This is a genomic window from Labedella endophytica, from assembly GCF_003990045.1.
Classification (GTDB): domain Bacteria; phylum Actinomycetota; class Actinomycetes; order Actinomycetales; family Microbacteriaceae; genus Labedella; species Labedella endophytica.
Map to the genome: position 1 here is coordinate 210807 of NZ_RZGZ01000002.1, position 19165 is coordinate 229971.

The following is a 19165-nucleotide window of genomic DNA, read 5'->3' on the forward strand; positions in this document are numbered from 1 at the left end:
GTCTCGCCGGTCAGTGGGTCGTGGGCGAGGGCAGTCCGTCTTCGAAGGTTACGGGCGGGACCACGGCTTCCTCGGCAGGCGCGCCTTCCTCGGTCGGCTCGGGTGCGGCGCCCGGCAGGGCGTCGGTCGCCGCGTTCCCGACGTACTCCGTCGACGCGAGGGGGACCGATGACGCGCCCCCGGCCTCCCCGGGCTCGCCGAGCACGGCGCCGTCCGAGAGGCGCAGATAGGCCGGCGTCGAGTTGACTACCATTCCGAGGCCCTGAGCCGCCGACGCGACGTACTGCGGGGATGACAGGGTCTCGAGCTGCTCGCCGAGCGATTCCTTCTGCCAGCCGAGTTCCGTGATCTGTGATCGGAGGCTCGAGACCTCGTAGGCGCCGTGGCTGAGAGCGACACTCAGGAGGAGTTGCGCGATGAAGATCGCGCCGACGCCACCGACGGTCCACAGGGCGTACGAGAGCTTGGGGCGTGCCGCGCGGACGTCCTTGGCTTTCGCGGGAACGGCGCGGAGGGGCGGCGCGGACGGCGGACGGCGGGCGGGAGAGGTCGACGGGCGAGTGACGATGGCCGGTGTGCTCATGTGGTGGTCCCCCTGGTTCGTTCGGCTGCGCGCAGTCGAACGGACGTCGCTCGCGGATTCATCGCCCGTTCGTCATCGCCCGCTATTTCGGCGCCCCGCGTCAGGAGGCGGAACTCCGGTCGGTGCTCGGGGAGCTCGACGGGGAGCCCTGCTGGTGCCGTCGATCGTGTGACGGCCTGCAGCGCGTGCTTGACGATCCGGTCCTCGAGCGATTGGTAGGCCATGACGACGATCCGTCCCCCGAGCCGGATGCGTCCGAGCGCTTCGGGCACGGCGTCCTCCAGGACGCTGAGCTCACGGTTCACCTCGATGCGCAGGGCCTGGAACACCCTCTTCGCCGGGTGGCCCGCGCGCGACAGGGCCGCCGGGGTCGCCTCCTGAAGGATCGCCACGAGCCGCTCGGAGGTCTCGATGGGTGACTCCTCGCGCGCCCGGACGATGCGCTGCGCATAGCGGGCGGCCAAGCGCTCCTCGCCGTACTGGTGGAAGATGCGGCGGAGGTCGCGTTCGTCGTACGTCGCGATGACGTCGGCGGCGGTCGCTCCCGTGGTCTGATCCATCCGCATGTCGAGCGGCGCCTCCCGCGAGTAGGCGAAGCCGCGCTCCGCACGGTCGAGCTGCACGGACGAGACGCCGAGATCGAACAGGGCTCCGTCGATCTCCTCGATCCCGAGGGAGTCGAGGGCCTCGCCGATGCCGTCGTAGACGGTGTGGACGAGATCGACACGGTCGCCGAAGCGGCTGAGCCTCTCCCCCGCGATGGCGAGGGCGTCGGTGTCGCGGTCGAGCCCGACGAGGTGCAGCTCGGGGAAACGCTCGAGCATCGCCTCGGCGTGTCCGCCCATGCCGAGAGTCGCGTCGACGACGACCCTCGGGCCGGAGTCGATCGCCGGTGCGAGGAGATCGATGCAGCGCTCGAGGAGGACGGGAGTGTGGAGGGGCTGGGCGTCCATGGGTCCGTGGCCGACAGCTCCTGGGATCTGATCCCCATCCGTTTGACCTGGCTCCGGGGAAGTGGAGTCAGGGCCGACGGGTGGGAGTCGGACCGCAGGTGCTAGAAGAGGCCGGGGATCACCTCCTCGGCGGTGTCGGAGAACACGGCTTCCTGCTCGGCGAGGTAGGTCTCCCACGCCTCGGCGTCCCAGATCTCCGCTCGTGTGCCCGCACCGATCACGACGAGGTCGCGATCGAGCGATGCATAGGAGCGCAGCGGGGACGGGACGGTCACCCGGTGCTGCTTGTCCGGCGTCTCCGCCGATGCTCCCGAGAGGAACACGCGCAGGTAGTCGCGAGCCTGCTTGCTCGTGACGGGCGCCTGGCGGATCTTCTCGTGCAGCGCCTCGAACTCGCGGGTGCTGAACACGTAGATGCAGTTCTCCTGCCCTCGTGTCATGACCACTCCCCCCGCGAGTTCGTCTCGGAACTTGGCCGGAAGGATGATGCGCCCTTTGTCGTCGAGCTTGGGGGCGTAGGTGCCGAGGAACATGCGCACCCCCTGTCAAGATCCGGCCGATCTTCGAATACCTCCACTTTACTCCACAATCATCCACTTATCTACGTAAACCGGCTCCCCGGCCCCGGTTGGGGCACACTAAGCCCCATAAACACGCGGATCTCAAGGGGTGGAGGGGTGTGGAGGAAAGTTCACGATCCCGAGCCGAATCCGGGCATGAAAAAAGGGGCCGATCCGAAGATCGACCCCTGTGGGGAGGGAGGTGGAGGGGCGACGGCCTCAGGCCGCCCGGCGCCTACCCGTTGCCGTCGTCCTGACGACGCTCCCATCGCGAATTGAGCTTGTCCATGAATCCGCCTGACGACGCCTTGTTTCCGCCGGGTCGCTGGCCGGTGGATCGCGACGGAGCGGTGAAGATGTCACGGGCATCACGCGGCGCAGCCTTCGACCCGCCCTTCGACGGCGAGATCGCGACCATCACGCCGGCGAGCATGACGGCGAAGGCCAGGACACCGACGAGCGGCATCTGCAGGACGACGCCGAGCACGAGCCCGGCGACTCCGAGAAGGGCGACGAGAGCCCCGATGGCGATCCCCCGATAGCTCGGCTTCCCTCGACGACCGGCGACGGTCGAGACGAAATCCGCGTCATTGCGGTAGAGGTTTCGCTCCATCTCGTCGAGGAGGCGTTGCTCCTGTTCAGACAGTGGCATGGTGTTCCCCTTTTGAGCTGCGGCGAAGCCGAGATGATCCTCAGATTCTAACCGCCGCGCGGTGGCTAGGCTAGGTGCGTGATCGAGAGTGGACGTCTTCCTGAACTTGTGCAAGACCGGATCGATGCCTTCCTCGACTCCCGCACATCGATTCTCGCGCCGCTGGGCTCCGACGCCCTCGATTTCGCCGCGGTTTCCCGGGAGTTTCTCAGGGGTGGCAAGCGATTCCGGGCGCTGTTCTGTTGGTGGGGGTGGCGGGCGTTCGCCCCATCGGGTTCACCGAGCCCCGAGACCGTCCGCGTCGTCGTCTCGGCCGCGGCATCCCTCGAGATCTTCCACGCCGCCGCCCTCGTGCACGACGACATCATCGACAACTCCGACACGCGGCGCGGGGCGCCGGCCGCGCACGTCCGGTTCGCCTCGACCCACGCCGAGTCCGATTGGCGGGGTGATGCCGGAGCCTTCGGCCGCTCGTCCGGCATCCTCCTCGGCGATCTCCTGCTCGGGTGGAGCGACGAACTCCTCGACGAGGCGCTCGAATCCCTGCCCGATCGCCGGGTGGCGCGCGCCGCGCGACTCGAATTCAACCGGATGCGCAGCGAGGTCACGGCCGGTCAGTACCTCGACATCCTGGAGGAGCAGGCCTGGGGCGCCCGCACGGAGGCCGAGCAATTCGAGGCGGCCTGGCGTGTGATCCGTTTCAAGTCCGCCGGCTACAGCATCGAGTCCCCGCTCGTGCTGGGGGCGGCTCTGGCCGGCGCAGACCCGGCGACGCTCGACGCCCTCCGCGCCTTCGGCCTCCCGCTCGGGATCGCCTTCCAGCTGCGCGACGACGTCCTCGGGGTATTCGGCGACGCGTCCGTCACGGGTAAGCCGTCGGGAGACGACCTGCGTGAGGGGAAGAGGACGGTCCTGATCGCCTTGACGAGGGCCGCGCTCCCCGCGCCCCACGTCCGCATCGTCGACGAACTCCTCGGCGACGCCGAGCTCGACGACGCCGGCGTCGCGTCACTCCAGGCCACGATCCGCGAGTGCGGCGCCCTCGACCGCGTGGAGGATCTCATCCGTTCCCACACGGACGATTCCCTCGCGGCCCTCGCAGCGCTCGACATCGACGACGAGGCGCGGTCATCGCTCGCTCGGCTCGCACACGCGGTCACCGACCGGAAATCCTGACGCCACGCCGGCGTATGCGTCGGCGGGCCACCGGGTCACGGCCGAGCAGGCGAGAGCGTCGATCCCGGGTCCGCGGGCGAGGCTCGCTCAGGCGAGCGGCGCTCGTTCAGGCGAGCGACTGGGCGACGCGACGGACCTCGGCCTTGCGCCCGGCGATGAGCGCGTCGATCGGCGCGGCGCCCAGGATGTCATCCACGCCGAGCAGCCACGTCATCGCCTCCTCGTCGGCGAAACCGTTGTCGGAGAGCACGATGATCGTGCCGCGCAGCGAGCTCAGCGGCTCCTGCCCGTCGAGGAAGACAGCGGGCACCTTGAGCACCCCGTCGATCCGGGACGCGAGGAGATGGCGGTCCTCGATAAAGCGGCGGACCCGACTCGGGGTCGTGTCCAGGCGTTCGGCGAGGTCCGGGACCGTCAGCCATTCGCGAGCGGAGTACACATCGTTCACCCCCAGAGTCTGACACGGCGCCCCGACGTATCCAACCCGCGACCTCGTCTCCTCGGCAGGAATCATGTCCCTCCCGGTGTCTATACCGCGCAAACCACATCCGTCACGGGAGCCACGCTGGTTGACTCGACAATCCATCTGTGACAACGTGACAACCGATTTGACCTACTTTTGGGGGACACGATGACCGTCATCCGCACCGCAGCCAAGGGCCTTCCCTTCGCCCTCGTCGCTGCTCTCGCCTCGGCGCTCCACCCGGGCTCCCCGGCCGCTGCGAACGCGCCGACGTCGCCGGCTCCGCTCGAGCCCCTGCCGATGAGGTCCCTCCCGCCGCAAGCAGCGGCGGCGCCCGTGACGGTCGTCGCGACCGCGGCCGCGCCGAGCTCGTACACCGTCGTCTCGGGCGACACGGTCTCCGGGATCGCGGCCCGTTTCGGACTCGGAGTGAAGACGGTCCTCGCCGCCAACGGACTCGGGTGGTCCTCTGTGATCTACCCCGGCCAGAAGCTCGTGCTGTCGAAGGCGCCGTCGACACCGGCACCCGCTCCCGCTCCGGCTCCGGCTCCGACGCAGGAGTCGGAGGCAGACCGCGCACACACGGTCGTCGGCGGCGACACCCTCATCGGCATCGCGACTACGCACGGCGTGAGCCTCGACGCGATCCTCTCGGCCAACGGCCTGAGCCGCGCGAGCATCATCTATCCCGGTCAGACCCTCGTCATCCCCGGCGCGAAAAGCTCGACACCGGCACCGGCACCGGAGCCAGCTCCGGCCCCTACGACCTCGACCACCCCGATGAACGCCGAGATGCGCAGCAACGCCGCGGCGATCGTCTCCGTCGGACGATCGATCGGCGTGGGGGACGAGGCCCTCGTCATCGCTCTCGCCGCCGCGATGCAGGAATCCGGCCTCCGCAACCTCGACTACGGCCACGCCGACTCCATCGGTCTCTTCCAGCAGCGCCCGAGCCAGGGCTGGGGCAGTGTCGAGCAGATCTCGGACCCCACCTACTCGGCGACGGCGTTCTTCGTCGGCGTGCAGGGCAAGACCCTCGGCCTCCTCGACGTCCGAGGGTGGGAATCGATGTCCGTCGCCGAGGCCGCGCAGGCCGTGCAGATCTCGGCCTACCCGGACGCCTACGCGAAGTGGGAGCAGTCCGCTCGCTCCTGGCTCGCCGAACTCTGACCCGATCCGGGGTCGGATGCGCGGTTTCGCCGTGTTCATTCCCGCCCGGGTCGACCTCGCTCCCTAGAATTCAGATGTGACGACTGGCCAGCAGACCGACCCGATGATCGGCCGTCTCATCGACGGTCGGTACCTCGTGCGTTCTCGCATCGCCCGCGGCGGAATGGCCACCGTCTATCTCGCCACGGACCAGCGGCTCGAGCGCCGCGTCGCGATCAAGGTCATGCACGGCCACCTCTCCGACGACTCGACGTTCAAGAACCGATTCATCCAGGAGGCGCGCTCGGCGGCCCGACTCGCGAACCCTCACGTCGTGAGCGTCTTCGACCAGGGCCAGGACAGCGACATGGCCTACCTGGTGATGGAGTACCTGCCGGGCATCACGCTGCGGGAGCTCCTCGCCGAGCGGGGTATCCTCTCCGCACAGCAGGTCGTGGACATCATGGACGCCGTGCTCACCGGTCTCGCCGCAGCGCACCGCGCCGGAATCGTCCACCGCGACGTCAAGCCGGAGAACGTACTCCTCGCGGACGACGGCCGCATCAAGATCAGCGACTTCGGGCTCGCCCGAGCCGCGAGCGCGAACACCGCGACGGGACAGGCGCTCCTCGGAACGATCGCGTACCTCTCCCCCGAGCTCGTCACGCGCGGAATCGCGGACACCCGGAGCGACATCTACGCCCTCGGCATCATGATGTACGAGATGCTCACCGGCGAGCAGCCGTACAAGGGCGAGCAGCCGATGCAGATCGCCTACCAGCACGCGAACGACTCCGTTCCCCGCCCGAGCGCGCGGAACCCCGAGGTCCCGGACGAGCTCGACGACCTCGTCCTCTGGGCCACCGAGCGTGATCCCGAGCAGCGACCCTCCACGGCCGGTGAACTCCTCGAACGGCTCCACGAGATCGAACGGCAACTCGGCCTCAACGTCTCGGTGAGCAGTCAGTCGACCACGTTCCTCCCCCCTCTGCCTCTGCCCGGCGGCTCCGAACTCACCTCCGTGCTCACCGGGCCGACCACGTCCACGGCGACCGCGGACGGTCCGTCCGACGATGCGAGCCGTCTCACGACGCGTACGGCGAGGCGACGTAAGAAGGGCTTCGCGCTCTTCCTCGTCGTCCTTCTGCTCGCCGGGCTCGCCGGCGGGACCGGCTGGTACTTCGGCTCGGGCCCCGGCTCGCGCGTCCAGGTGCCGAGCGTTTCGGAGATGGATCCTGCCGCCGCATCGGCACGCCTCACGGCGTTGGGTTTCAACGTGGCCGAGGCCCAGGAGTACAGCTTCGACATCGACGAGGGGCTCGTGACGCGCACGGATCCCGAACCCGGGACCTTCGTCGACAAGGACGGCACCGTCACGCTCTACGTCTCGCAGGGGCGCCAGCCCGTCTCGATCGGGATGTTCCAGGGCGCGACCCTCGCCGAGGTGCAGGAGTTCGCGGAGGCGAACAGACTCACCGTGAACGAGGCCACGCAGCAGTATTCCGGGGACGTGCCCAAGGACGTGGTGATCAGCGTCACCGACGCCGCCGGGACCGACTTCGTGAAGGAGGCCGGCACGGTGCTGCAGGGAGCCGCCCTCGATGCGATCGTCTCCGTGGGAGGCATCCCCGACGTCGTCGGTCAGGGTCAGAGCACGGCGCGGAACGACCTCGAGTCCGTCGGCCTCACCGTCGCCGAGACGAACCAGCAGGAGTTCAGCGACGACTTCGAGAAGGGTCAGGTCATCCGAGTGATCCTCCCGGAGGGCTCACTGCATCCCGGAGACACGGCGACCCTCGTCGTCTCCAAGGGGCAGGACCTCGTCGAGGTGCCCGACGTCATCGGTCAGACGATCACCGACGCGAAGGCGACGCTCGAGGGACTCGGATTCGTGGTCGAGATCCAGACCGCGGTCCCGGAGGATCTCTGGGGTGAGGCGCTGTTCTCCATCGTCTCCCAGGACCCCGCGGGCGGTACATCCGTCCGGCGCTACGCGACCGTGACGATCGCCGCGAACCTCTAGGGCCGGATCGATTCCACCGTGAGGTCGGCCTCACAAGCCAGATCGACGTCAGTCGCCAGGTCGACGGTGCGGTGAGATCCGAGGACGACACCGAAGCCGATCGGTGAGACGACGACGGAGCCCCGGGAGGATCTCCCGGGGCGCCGTCATTGCGTCTCTTCTGCGTCAGGCCTGAGCGAGCTCCTCCGCCACGAGGAAGGCGAGCTCGAGCGACTGCATGTGGTTGAGCCGCGGATCGCACAGGGACTCGTACCGCGTTGCGAGCGATGCCTCGTCGATGTGCTCCGAGCCGCCGAGGCACTCGGTGACGTCGTCCCCCGTGAGCTCGACATGGATCCCGCCGGGGTGCGTGCCGGCCGCGCGGTGCGCCTCGAAGAAGCCCTTGACCTCATCGACGACGTCGTCGAAACGACGCGTCTTGTATCCGGTGGGGGTCGTGAGGCCGTTGCCGTGCATCGGGTCCGTCACCCAGAGCGGGGTCGCGTCCGACGCCTTGATCGCCTCGAGGAGGGGCGGGAGCGCGTCGCGGATCTTGCCGGCACCCATGCGGGTGATGAAGGTCAGACGACCCGGCTCGCGGTTCGGGTCGAGCTTGTCGATGAGCGCGAGCATGTCGTCTGCCGTCGTGGACGGACCGAGCTTCACGCCGATCGGATTGCGGACCCGCGACAGGAAGTCGACGTGCGCACCGTCGAGGTCGCGTGTACGTTCCCCGATCCAGACGAAGTGCGCCGAGGTGTTGTACGGCGTACCGGTGCGGGAGTCGATGCGCGTCATGGGCCGTTCGTAGTCCATGAGCAGACCCTCGTGGGCCGTGTAGAACTCGACACGCTTGAGCGAGTCGAAGTCCGCCCCGGCCGCCTCCATGAAGCGGATCGCCTTGTCGATGTCCTTGGCGAGCTGCTCGTACCGCTGGTTCGCGGGATTCCGAGCGAAGCCCTGGTTCCAGGAGTGCACCTCGCGGAGGTCGGCGAAACCACCCTGCGTGAACGCGCGGATGAGATTCAGGGTCGACGCAGCGGTGTGGTACCCCTGCACGAGGCGGGAGGGATCGGCGCGGCGGGACTCGGGTGTGAAGTCGTAGCCGTTCACGATGTCGCCACGGTACGCGGGAAGCGTGACTCCCCCACGGGTCTCGGTGTCGCTCGACCGCGGCTTCGCGAACTGCCCGGCCATCCGGCCCATCTTGACGACGGGCATCGAGGCGCCGTAGGTCAGGACGACGGCCATCTGCAGGATCGTCTTGACCCGATTGCGGATCTGCTCGGCCGTCGCTCCCGCGAAGGTCTCCGCGCAGTCGCCGCCCTGGAGGAGGAAGGCTTGTCCGCTCGCCGCGCGAGCGAGGCGCTCGCGCAGGATGTCGACCTCGCCGGCGAAGACGAGCGGCGGGAGGCCGGCGATCTCGGCCGACGCAGCGGCCGCCCCGGTGGATGAGTCCCACTCGGGCTGCTGCTTGATCGGCAGCTGACGCCAATAATCGAGACCCGCGATCACAGAATCGTCAGGCTTCACGATTTGTTCCGTCGGCTGGGTCACGAGAGTTGTTTCCTGATCGTCGAGCGGGCATGAGTATGCCCGGAATCGGGTGGGTGTCAAGGAGTCAGCCTATCCCGAAACACTCCCCGTCCCGGCGTTCGTGACGCCCGTCGAGGCCCACGGCGTCAGCGCGTCGGGGCTGGCTTGTTCTTCATGGTCGTCGCGTAGACGTCGACGTACTCCTGGCCGCTCAACCGGTTCAATTCGTACATGAGCTCGTCGGTCACAGAGCGGAGCACGAAGCGATCCCCCTCGAGCCCCTCGAAGCGCGAGAAATCGAGAGGAGCCCCGATGACGATGCCCGGGCGTCGGAGCTTCGGAAGGCGTCGGCCGATCGGCATGACCTTCTCCGTGTCGATCATCGCGACGGGCACGATCGGCACGCCGGCCTCGAGGACCATCCGGGCGACGCCCGTACGGCCGCGGTACATGCGGGCATCCGGGCTCCGGGTCCCCTCCGGATAGATGCCGAGGAGCTCCCCGCGACCGAGCACGCCGAGCCCGGTGTTGAGCGAGGCCTCCGAGGCCTTGCCGCCCGAACGGTCGATCGGGAGCTGACCCGTCGCGCGCATGAACATGCGCGTCGTCCACCCGCCGATGCCCCGCCCCGTGAAGTATTCGCTCTTGGCGAGGAAAGAGATACGCCGATCGAGGTAGAGCGGCAGGAAGACGGAGTCGATGACCGACAGGTGATTGCTCGCGAGGATCACACCACCGGTGCGTGGGATGTTCTCGACCCCCACCACCCACGGGCGGAAGAGCGCCTTGAGAAGCGGACCTGCGACGATGTTCTTCATGAACCAGTAGAACACGATGCTCCTTCGTTCTACGGGCGCACGCCGTGATGGCGGCGCTCGGCGCTGATGCGGGCGAGATCGGCCGCTCCGACGACGCCGGCGTCGTTGACGAGCTCGGCGATGGTGAATTCCGGCACGGGGTGGTAACCGCGGGCCGGGACGTGGTCGATGTAGGCCTGCCGGATGGGCTCGAGGAGGAGATCGCCGGACTGGGCGACGCCCCCTCCGATCACGAAGAGCTGGGGGTCGAGGATCGCCCCGAGGCTCGCGGTCGCCTGCCCGATCCAGCTCCCCACCTGTCGGAGAGCCGCGAGAGCCCCGCCGTCTCCGGCCGTGATCAGCTCGGCGAGCACATGGCCGTCGAGGGGGGCGAGCGCGCGGCGGTCGGCGAGGGCCTGTCCCACTCCACCGGCGTCGGCGAGCTCGTTGGCGTAGCGCAACAGCGCGCGACCCGACGCATACTGCTCGATGCACCCGCGTTCGCCGCATCCGCACGGCAGGCCACCGGGCACGACGCGCATGTGGCCGATCTCGGCTCCCACGCCGAAGCCGCCGCGGAAGAGCGCGTCCCCCGTGACGATCGCGCCTCCCACCCCGGTCCCGATCGTCAGCATGACCATGTCGCTCACGAGCCGTCCCGCTCCGAATCGGAACTCGGCCCAGCCCGCGGCGTTGGCGTCGTTCTCGATCACGACGGGCAGGTTGAGGCGCGCGGTGAGCTTCGCCTCGAAGGGTTCGTTCCGCCAGCTGAGATTCGGCGCGTAGTAGACGGTCGATTGCGCGGCGTCGATGAAACCGGCCGCGGCGACACCCACGCCGGCGACGTCGTGTCCGGCGGCGAGCTGCTGGACCATCGCGACGACCGCGTCCTCGATGGCGGTGGACGACGAGGCGGGAGAGGGCACTCGCGACTCCGAGAGGATGGTGCCGTCGTCATCGACGAGTGCTCCGGCGATCTTGGTCCCACCGATGTCGATTCCGATCGCGAGCACGCGCGTGTACCTCCTAGACGTCCGACGTCGGCGTGCCCGACCGGGACGCACGACCTCACCGAGTGTATGCGGAGCGTCGCGACGATGCCATCGACGGGCCGTCCGCTCCGCCGGACGGCCTCCGTGCAGCCTAAGATGGGGGGACATTCTCTCGCGCCATCAAAGGAGTTGACGTGGAACAGTTCGTCGTACCGGCCGTCGTCCCAGCCGATCCCGAAGCAAACGCCACCGACCTGCTGGTCGACCGCGTCGCCGCGACACCGAACGGCGCCCTCTTCGCCCTCCCGCGCGGAGGCGAGTGGGTGGACGTCACGGCGGCCGAGTTCCATCGTCAGGTCATCGCGCTCGCGAAGGGCCTCGTCGCCGCGGGCATCGAACCCGGCGACAAGATCGGGTTCATGTGCAAGACCCGCTACGAGTGGACGCTCGTCGACTTCGCGACCTGGTTCGCCGGCGCGATCCTCGTCCCCGTCTACGAGACGAGCGCGCCGAGCCAGGTGCACTGGAACCTCACGGACTCCGAAGCCATCGCGATGATCGTCGAGACAGCCGACCACTTCTCGCGGTTCGACGAGGTCCACGGCGACCTGCCGCTCATCCGGTCGGTCTGGCAGGTCGATCTCGGCGACCTCGACAAGCTCGCCGCCTCCGGCACAGGCGTCTCCGACGAGGAGATCGAGCGCCGACGCTCGCTCGCCAAGGGTTCCGACGTCGCGACCCTCATCTACACGTCGGGCTCGACCGGCAAGCCCAAGGGCTGCGTGCTCACACACTCCAACTTCGTCGAACTCTGCCGCAACGCCGCCGTCTCGATGAGCGCGATCGTCCACCCGGCCGCCTCGACGCTCCTCTTCATCACCACGGCGCACATCTTCGCTCGGTTCATCTCGATCCTCGCGGTGACCGGAGGCGTGAAGACCGGACACCAGCCGGACACGCGCCAACTCCTCCCCTCCCTCGGCTCGTTCAAGCCCACGTTCCTGCTCGCCGTCCCGCGCGTCTTCGAGAAGGTCTACAACTCGGCGGAGCAGAAGGCCGAGGCCGGCGGCAAGGGGAAGATCTTCCGCGCGGCGGCCGACGTCGCCGTCGCGTACAGCAAGGCGCAGGAGACGGGCTCGGTACCGCTCGGTCTGAAGCTGAAGTTCCGGCTCTTCGACAAGCTCGTCTACAGCAAGCTGCGAGCGGCCATGGGCGGCCGCGTCGAGTACGCGGTGTCCGGATCCGCGCCGCTCGGCCCGCGCCTCGGCCACTTCTTCCACAGCCTCGGCATCGTGATCCTCGAGGGCTACGGCCTCACGGAGACGACCGCCCCGGCGAGCGTGAACCTCGCGGATCGATCCAAGATCGGCACCGTCGGTCCGGCGCTGCCCGGTGTGGGGATCCGCATCCAGGACGACGGCGAGGTCGAGGTCTCCGGGATCAACGTCTTCCGGGAGTACTGGAAGAACCCTGCGGCGACGGCGGAGGCCTTCGACGGCGAATGGTTCAAGACCGGCGACATCGGTTCGTTCGACGCCGACGGCTTCCTCACCATCACAGGACGGAAGAAGGAGATCATCGTCACCGCGGGTGGCAAGAACGTCGCTCCCGCAGCGCTCGAGGACCCGATCCGGTCGAACCCCGTCGTCGGCCAGGTCGTCGTCGTCGGCGACCAGAAACCGTTCATCGCCGCGCTCATCACGCTCGACCCCGAGATGCTCCCGGCCTGGCTCGACAACAACGGCCAGGACAAGTCGATGACACTCGAGCAGGCCGCGAAGAACCCGGCGGTGCTCGCGGAGATCCAGCGAGCGATCGACACGGCCAACACCAAGGTGTCGCGCGCCGAGTCCATCCGCAAGTTCGTGATCCTCCCGACGGAGTTCACCGAGGGTTCCGGTCACCTCACGCCGAAGATGAGCATCAAGCGCAACGTCATCATGACGGACTTCGCCGATGACATCGAGGGCATCTACACCATGACTCCCCCGCCGACGCAGGGCTTCTCGACCGTCGGCTGATCCCCTCAGCCCCCTCAGCCCCCTGGAAATCCCCTCTGTGCCCGGGTCTTCGGGCACAGAGGGGATTTTTCAGGGTGGACAGAGTAGGTCAGAACCAGCTGGACTCGCGGACCTGCTTCATGGCGGCACGGCGGTTGTCCTTGTCCAGCCGATCGAGGTAGAGCATCCCGTCGAGGTGGTCCGTCTCGTGCTGCAGAGCTTGCGCGAGCACCCCGGTGCCCGAGACCTCCACGGGTTCCCCGTCCACGTCGATCCCGGTCACGCGGGCGAACGGGTACCGCTTCGTGGGATACCACAGGCCCGGCACCGACAGGCATCCCTCGTCGACGAGTTCGGGCTCTCCCGAGACCTCGACGAGCACGGGGTTGATGACATACCCGATCTGGCCGTCGACGTTGTAGCTGAACGCGCGGAGCCCCACGCCGATCTGGTTCGCGGCCACCCCGGCACGGCCCGGGAGGGCGACGGAGTCGAGGAGGTCCTCCACGAGGCCCCTCACCTTGTCGGTGACCTCGGCCACGGGATCGCATGCCGTCTTGAGGACGGGGTCGCCGAACAATCGGATCTCGCGCTCAGCCACGGGAGCCAGCCTTTCTGTTGCGTGCACCAGGGAGTCCTTCGACCACGGCGGCGGCGAGCTCTCGCACGGCCTGGCGCGTCTCCTGGCGGAGGTCGGTGAACGTGATGGCAGCCCCCGTCGCGAGATGGGTGTCGAAGGGGACGCGCACGATGCTCCGCACGCGCGACTCGAAGTGCTTCTCGATCTCGTCGAGACGCACGGGCGGTGTACCGGGCGTGGTCGAGTTGATCACGACCACCGCCTCGGCGGCGAGCTCGGGATACCCGTTCGCCTCGAGCCACGAGAGGGTCTCGGATGCGCTGCGCGCCTCGTCGATGCTCGTCCCTGAGACGACCACGAGGGTGTCGGCGTGGCGCAGGGTCGCCCCCATGACGGAGTGCACGATGCCCGTGCCGCAGTCCGTGAGGATCAGCGAGTAGTACTGCGACGCCAGGCGCGCGACGACGTCGTAGTCCTCCTCGGCGAAGGCCTGGGAGATGTGCGGATCCGAGTCCGACGAGAGCACGTCGAGCCGGGTGGCGTCGCGAGAGACGAGGGCCGAGAACTCGGCGTAGCCCGCCACGTCGTCCGCCCCGCGGACGAGATCACGCACCGTGTGCTCGCTGCGCCGGGTCAGACGCTCGGCGAGCGTGCCCCGATCCGGGTTGGCATCGACGGCGATCACCCGGTCGTCGCGTGCGTCGGCCAGCGCCATCCCCATGAGCGTCGTGACCGTGGTCTTGCCGACGCCGCCCTTGCGCGTGAGGACGGGCACGAAGCGCGCGCCGCCGGTCAAGGGTGTCGCGATGCGCTCGGTCAGCGCCGTTCGCGCGCGAGCGGCTTTCGAGTCCGACAAGCGGATCCGGCGACCCGAGAGGTCGAAGAGGAGCTTCTGCCAGAATCCCTCGGGAACCCGACGCGCGTCGCGGCCCTGGTCGAGGAGACGTTCGGCTGTGAGCATCGAGGCCGACTCCGGCGCCCCCGCGAGGGCGCGGGCGACGCTCATCCCCGTGTAGGCCGGGGAGGTGGGTGTCTCGTCGACGCGGTCGTCCTCCTCGGTCGGCCTCGCTCCCTCGGGGACGGCGACCGAACTCGTCGTCGTCCGCGCACGCTCGTCCGAGGTCACCGGGATCTCGTCGATCGCGAGAGCGCGTTCGTCGTCCGGCACGTCGGGCTCCTCCGCCGGCGGGAGGTCCACGACGATAGTCGCCGAGGCGAGGTGCACCGGCGGAACGACGGTCCCATCGACCGGGTGCTCGGCCACGCCGAAACCCGGCTCCGCCGGAGTAGCAGGCGCGTCCGCCGTCGTCACACCGGGACCGGAGGCGGCCGCCTCCGGGGCCGGAGAATTCGAGACGGACATGCCCGGCGCTGCCGTCCGGGAGACGGGCGAGGACCTTCCCGCGGGCCCATCGTCCGTCGTGGTCGCCGACTGGGGCGCCGTCGGCGCGGACGCGTTCTTCGCGGACGTCTTCGCAGCAGCACGTTTCGCGGCAGCGGGCTTCGTCGCCTTCGAGGTCGCGGCCGGCGGCTTCTCGGAGGAGGACGCGGTCACGACGGACTCTGCTCTCCTCGCGTTCGCCTCCGTGGTTCTCGCGGCCGATGGTCTCGGGGCAGTGCGCTTCGCGGCCGTCTGCTTCGCGTCCGCCGGCTTCGTGGCGTTCTTCTGTGAAGCGGCGTTCTTCTCTGAAGCGGCGTTCTTCTGGGCGGTGGCGGACTCCTCCACCGGTGACGTCGAGGCCGCGGGTTTCCGGGCGGCGGTCGTCGCAGTGGGGGCCGCGCCGGCGGATGGCGTCGGCCCGACGGGCTTCGACGCCGGCTTCGACGTCGGCTTCACCCCCGAGACGGACGCCGCGGAATTCCGCGGGGCGTCGTCGGGTACGGTCCGGGTCGCCACTGGAGGATCCGTGATCGGCGGACGCACGTCGTCGAGAGTCACGTCGTCCACCGACGCCGGGTCGATCTCGGAGGCCACGACCTCGTCGTCCTCCAGGAGGTCCTCGTCGATGCTCGCGGGCAGTGGCTGCGGCACGATCGAGAACGTCGAGGTCGAGATCGACGCGACGTCGATCGAGGACCCGTCGACGAGGTCGGGGAGCTCGCGGGCCTCCCCGTGGTCGGCGATGTGGTCGACGGCGCTCCGTCGAGCGCGGACGCCGGTCGGGCGGCGCGGGGGTGTGTCGGACATGCGAGGTGCCCCCTTTCGAGAAAAGCGTTCGGGCGCCAACAAGTGTACTGATCCCCCGTTCGGGGGATCAGTACACGGTGATGCCGGCTGTGCGCAGACGCGTCAGGCCCGTCAGGAGGACGACCGGACGACGACGATCAGGTCGCCGGCCTCCACCTGCTGGGTCGTGTTGATGGCGATGCGTTCGACCACCCCGGCGACGGAGGCGGTGATCGCCGCCTCCATCTTCATGGCCTCGATGGAGGCGACGGGCTGACCGGCCGACACCGTCGCGCCCTCCTCCACCTTGACGGTGACGACCCCCGAGAAAGGCGCTGCCACATGACCGGACTGGGACGCGTCGGCCTTCTCCGCCGCCTTGGTCTCGACGGCGATGGAGCGGTCACGCACGCTGAGGGGCCGCAGCTGGCCGTTGAGCGTCGTCATGACCATGCGCATGCCCTTGTCGTCCGCGTCCCCGATGGCCTCGAGGCCGAGGTACAGGCGGACGCCCTTGGCGATCTCGACGACGTGCTCACGCCCGCTCTCGAGACCGTAGAGGTAGTCGGACGTCGACAGTACGGACAGGTCGCCGAACTGCTCGCGGGTTTCGAGGAATGCCTTCGTCGGAGCGGGGAAGAGCAGTCGGTTGAGGGTCGAGCGACGGTCGTCACCCGGCTCGCGCAGGGTCTGGAGGTCGTCGTCGCCCACCGGGGTGACGGAGATGTCGACGTGACGCCCGGCGAGCACCTTCGAGCGGAACGGCTCCGGCCAGCCGCCCGGCAGGTCGCCGAGCTCCCCGGCCATGAAGCCCACGACCGAATCCGGGATGTCGTACGACCCCGGGTTCTCCTCGAAGTCGGCCGGATCGGCCTTGACCGCGGCGAGGTGGAGGGCGAGGTCGCCGACGACCTTGGAGGACGGCGTCACCTTGGGCACACGACCCAGGATGCGGTTCGCCGCGGCGTACATGTCCTCGATGAGCTCGAAGTCGTTCGCGAGCCCCAGAGCGATCGCTTGCTGACGGAGGTTCGACAGCTGACCACCGGGGATCTCGTGGCGGTAGACGCGACCCGTCGGTCCCGGGAGGCCCGACTCGAACGGCTTGTACAGGGCACGAACGGCCTCCCAGTACGGCTCGAGGTCGCTCACGGCGCGCAGGGAGAGCCCGGTGTCGCGCTCGGTGTGTGCGAGGGCCGCCACGAGAGCGGACGCGGACGGCTGGCTCGTGGTGCCCGCCATCGCCGCCGAGGCGACGTCCACGGCGTCGGCCCCGGCCTGGCTCGCCGCCAGGAGGGTCGCCAGCTGGCCGCCGGCCGTGTCGTGCGTGTGTACGTGCACGGGGACGTCGAACCGGCTCCGCAGAGCGGAGACGAGCGTCGCCGCGGCGGCCGGGCGCAACAGCCCTGCCATGTCCTTGATCGCGAGGACGTGGGCCCCGGCCGAGACGATCTCGTCCGCGAGGCGGAGGTAGTAGTCGAGGGTGTAGAGGTCTTCCGCCGGATCGAGGAGGTCACCGGTGTAGCACACGGCGACCTCGGCGACGGATGTGCCCGTCTCGAGGACCGCGTCGATGGCGGGACGCATCTGCGCGACGTCGTTGAGAGCGTCGAAGATGCGGAAGATGTCGATCCCCGATCGGGCGGCCTCGTCGACGAACGCCGACGTGACCTCCGTGGGGTACGGCGTGTAGCCCACGGTGTTGCGGCCGCGGAGCAGCATCTGGATCGCGACATTCGGCAGCGCCGAACGCAGCGAGTCGAGGCGCTCCCACGGGTCCTCGCCGAGGAACCGGAGAGCCACGTCGTACGTCGCCCCGCCCCACGCCTCGACCGACAGGAGCTCGGGGGTCATCCGGGCCACGTACGGTGCGGCGGCGAGGAGCTCCTTCGTCCGGACCCGCGTGGCGAGGAGCGACTGGTGCGCGTCGCGGAAGGTCGTGTCGGTGACCGCGAGCGCCGTCTGCGCACGCAGGGCCTCGGCGAAACCGCGCGGTCCGAGTTCCTGCAGGCGCTGGCGGGAGCCGCTCGGCGGGGTGGCCTGGAGATCGATGTCCGGGAGCTTCGTCGAGGGCTCGGCGACGGAGGGACGGTCCCCGTTCGGGCGGTTCACCGTGACGTCGGCGAGCCAGGACATGATCTTCGTGCCCCGGTCCTTCGAGACGCGACCGCGCAGGAGCTCCGGCCGCTCTTCGATGAAGGAGGTCGAGAGGTCGCCCGCGACGAACGAGGCGTCGTCGAGCACAGCCTGGAGGAAGGGAATGTTGGTCGACACGCCGCGGATGCGGAACTCGGCGAGGGCGCGACGGGCACGGCTCACGGCGGCGGGGAAGTCGCGTCCGCGGCACGTGAGCTTCGCGAGCATGGAGTCGAAGTGCGGGCTGATCTGAGCACCGGAGGCGACCGTTCCGCCGTCGAGGCGGATGCCGCCGCCACCCGGCGAGCGGTAGGTCGAGATCTTGCCGGTGTCGGGTCGGAAGCCCTGCGTCGGGTCCTCCGTGGTGATCCGGCACTGGAGTGCGGCGCCCCGAAGGTGGATGTTCTCCTGGTGCAGCTCGAGGTCGGCGAGGGTCTCCCCCGCCGCGATGCGCATCTGGGACTGCACGAGGTCGACGTCGGTGACCTCCTCGGTCACCGTGTGCTCCACCTGGATGCGCGGGTTCATCTCGATGAACACGTGCTCGCCGGCCCGCTCGCCCACCGTGTCGACGAGGAACTCGACGGTGCCGGCGTTGACGTAGCCGATCGACCGGGCGAACGCGACGGCGTCGCGGTGGAGGGCCTCGCGCAGCTCGTCCGAGATGTTGGGGGCCGGAGCGATCTCGACGACCTTCTGATTGCGCCGCTGCACGGAGCAGTCGCGCTCGAAGAGGTGCACGGTCTCGCCCGTGGCGTCCGCGAGGATCTGGACCTCGATGTGGCGGGGACGGAGCACCGCCTGCTCGAGGAACATGCGGGGGTCGCCGAAGGCGCTGTCCGCTTCGCGCATGGCCTCGGCGAGGGCGCCCGCAAGGTCCTCCTGGCGCTCCACGCGCCGCATTCCGCGTCCGCCGCCGCCGGCGACCGCCTTGGCGAACACGGGGAATCCGATGTCGGCGGCCTGGGCGACGAGCTCGTCGACGTCGGCGGAGGCCGGCGTCGAGCGCAGGACGGGCACTCCGGCCGCGATCGCGTGCTCCTTGGCCGTCACCTTGTTGCCGGCCATCTCGAGCACGTTGGATCCGGGTCCGATGAAGGTGATGCCGGCTTCCGCGGCCTTTTCGGCGAGCTCGGGATTCTCGGACAGGAAGCCGTAGCCCGGGTAGATGGCGTCGGCGCCGCTCTCCCGTGCCACACGGATGATCTCGTCGACGGAGAGGTACGCGCGGACCGGGTGACCCTCTTCGCCGATCTGGTACGCCTCGTCCGCCTTCAGGCGGTGGAACGAGTTCCGGTCCTCGTAGGGGAAGACCGCGACGGTCTGTGCTCCGAGCTCGTATGCGGCTCGGAACGCCCTGATGGCGATCTCCCCGCGGTTGGCGACCAGGATCTTCGTGAACATGCAGGGCCTTTCGGG

Annotated in this window: 15 protein-coding genes; 4 read left to right on the plus strand and 11 right to left on the minus strand. The window is 69.0% G+C overall.

Going from position 1 to position 19165, the window contains the following annotated elements:
- Window positions 1-10: 10 nt before the first annotated feature.
- The 4 genes from ftsL to ELQ94_RS04535 form a co-directional block, all read right to left on the minus strand.
- Window positions 11-583 carry a cell division protein FtsL gene (gene ftsL / locus ELQ94_RS04520; protein WP_127047660.1) on the minus strand — a complete coding sequence of 191 codons (573 nt, stop codon included), beginning with the start codon at window positions 581-583 and terminating at the stop codon, window positions 11-13.
- Window positions 580-1536 (minus strand): 16S rRNA (cytosine(1402)-N(4))-methyltransferase RsmH, encoded by a 957-nt coding sequence (gene rsmH / locus ELQ94_RS04525; RefSeq protein ID WP_127047662.1) that lies wholly within the window; start codon window positions 1534-1536, stop codon window positions 580-582. Before rsmH ends, ftsL begins: the two co-directional genes overlap by 4 nt.
- 101 nt (window positions 1537-1637) lie before the next feature.
- Window positions 1638-2069 carry a division/cell wall cluster transcriptional repressor MraZ gene (gene mraZ / locus ELQ94_RS04530; protein ID WP_127047664.1) on the minus strand — a complete coding sequence of 144 codons (432 nt, stop codon included), beginning with the start codon at window positions 2067-2069 and terminating at the stop codon, window positions 1638-1640.
- Between the two features lie 262 nt (window positions 2070-2331).
- Window positions 2332-2748 carry a DUF3040 domain-containing protein gene (locus tag ELQ94_RS04535; protein ID WP_127047666.1) on the minus strand — a complete coding sequence of 139 codons (417 nt, stop codon included), beginning with the start codon at window positions 2746-2748 and terminating at the stop codon, window positions 2332-2334.
- Window positions 2749-2826: 78 nt separating this feature from the next.
- Between ELQ94_RS04535 and ELQ94_RS04540 the strand changes: the two genes are divergently transcribed.
- Window positions 2827-3924 carry a polyprenyl synthetase family protein gene (locus tag ELQ94_RS04540; protein ID WP_127047668.1) on the plus strand — a complete coding sequence of 366 codons (1098 nt, stop codon included), beginning with the start codon at window positions 2827-2829 and terminating at the stop codon, window positions 3922-3924.
- Between the two features lie 106 nt (window positions 3925-4030).
- Here ELQ94_RS04540 and ELQ94_RS04545 read toward each other — a convergent pair whose 3' ends face one another.
- Entirely contained in the window at window positions 4031-4372 is a 342-nt protein-coding gene (locus ELQ94_RS04545; RefSeq protein WP_127047670.1) for an Rv2175c family DNA-binding protein, read from the minus strand.
- A gap of 183 nt (window positions 4373-4555) precedes the next feature.
- Here ELQ94_RS04545 and ELQ94_RS04550 point away from each other — a divergent pair, with 183 nt between their 5' ends.
- Entirely contained in the window at window positions 4556-5557 is a 1002-nt protein-coding gene (locus ELQ94_RS04550) for a LysM peptidoglycan-binding domain-containing protein (RefSeq protein ID WP_127047672.1), read from the plus strand.
- Window positions 5558-5633: 76 nt separating this feature from the next.
- A complete protein-coding gene (gene pknB, locus ELQ94_RS04555; protein WP_243696861.1) occupies window positions 5634-7559 on the plus strand; it encodes a Stk1 family PASTA domain-containing Ser/Thr kinase in 1926 nt (641 codons plus the stop codon).
- Window positions 7560-7724: 165 nt separating this feature from the next.
- Here the strand turns inward: pknB and ELQ94_RS04560 are convergent, their stop codons facing one another.
- The 3 genes from ELQ94_RS04560 to ELQ94_RS04570 form a co-directional block, all read right to left on the minus strand.
- Window positions 7725-9053 carry a class II 3-deoxy-7-phosphoheptulonate synthase gene (locus tag ELQ94_RS04560; RefSeq protein WP_127050041.1) on the minus strand — a complete coding sequence of 443 codons (1329 nt, stop codon included), beginning with the start codon at window positions 9051-9053 and terminating at the stop codon, window positions 7725-7727.
- Window positions 9054-9220: 167 nt separating this feature from the next.
- A complete protein-coding gene (locus tag ELQ94_RS04565) occupies window positions 9221-9907 on the minus strand; it encodes a lysophospholipid acyltransferase family protein (protein WP_127047674.1) in 687 nt (228 codons plus the stop codon).
- 14 nt (window positions 9908-9921) lie between these two features.
- Window positions 9922-10884, minus strand: coding sequence for an ROK family glucokinase (locus tag ELQ94_RS04570; RefSeq protein ID WP_127047676.1), 963 nt, complete (start codon window positions 10882-10884; stop codon window positions 9922-9924).
- Between the two features lie 173 nt (window positions 10885-11057).
- On the opposite strand from ELQ94_RS04570, the gene ELQ94_RS04575 reads away from it, so the two are divergent.
- Window positions 11058-12884, plus strand: a complete 1827-nt coding sequence (locus tag ELQ94_RS04575) for an AMP-dependent synthetase/ligase (protein ID WP_127047678.1) — start codon at window positions 11058-11060, stop codon at window positions 12882-12884.
- Window positions 12885-12972: 88 nt separating this feature from the next.
- On the opposite strand, the gene def is transcribed toward ELQ94_RS04575, so the two are convergent.
- The 3 genes from def to ELQ94_RS04590 form a co-directional block, all read right to left on the minus strand.
- Window positions 12973-13464 carry a peptide deformylase gene (gene def, locus ELQ94_RS04580; RefSeq protein WP_127047680.1) on the minus strand — a complete coding sequence of 164 codons (492 nt, stop codon included), beginning with the start codon at window positions 13462-13464 and terminating at the stop codon, window positions 12973-12975.
- A complete protein-coding gene (locus tag ELQ94_RS04585; RefSeq protein ID WP_127047682.1) occupies window positions 13457-14806 on the minus strand; it encodes a MinD/ParA family ATP-binding protein in 1350 nt (449 codons plus the stop codon). Before ELQ94_RS04585 ends, def begins: the two co-directional genes overlap by 8 nt.
- 936 nt (window positions 14807-15742) lie before the next feature.
- Complete coding sequence (locus ELQ94_RS04590; protein ID WP_127047684.1) at window positions 15743-19150, minus strand: pyruvate carboxylase; 3408 nt, start codon at window positions 19148-19150, stop codon at window positions 15743-15745.
- Between the last annotated feature and the right edge of the window lie 15 nt (window positions 19151-19165).

Bases quoted from the DNA above. Each gene is read 5' to 3' on its own strand.
- ftsL (WP_127047660.1), bottom strand. From the start codon at position 583: ATGAGCACACCGGCCATCGTCACTCGCCCGTCGACCTCTCCCGCCCGC.
- rsmH (WP_127047662.1), bottom strand. From the start codon at position 1,536: ATGGACGCCCAGCCCCTCCACACTCCCGTCCTCCTCGAGCGCTGCATC.
- mraZ (WP_127047664.1), bottom strand. From the start codon at position 2,069: ATGTTCCTCGGCACCTACGCCCCCAAGCTCGACGACAAAGGGCGCATC.
- ELQ94_RS04535 (WP_127047666.1), bottom strand. From the start codon at position 2,748: ATGCCACTGTCTGAACAGGAGCAACGCCTCCTCGACGAGATGGAGCGA.
- ELQ94_RS04550 (WP_127047672.1), top strand. From the start codon at position 4,556: ATGACCGTCATCCGCACCGCAGCCAAGGGCCTTCCCTTCGCCCTCGTC.
- ELQ94_RS04585 (WP_127047682.1), bottom strand. From the start codon at position 14,806: ATGTCCGTCTCGAATTCTCCGGCCCCGGAGGCGGCCGCCTCCGGTCCC.
- ELQ94_RS04590 (WP_127047684.1), bottom strand. From the start codon at position 19,150: ATGTTCACGAAGATCCTGGTCGCCAACCGCGGGGAGATCGCCATCAGG.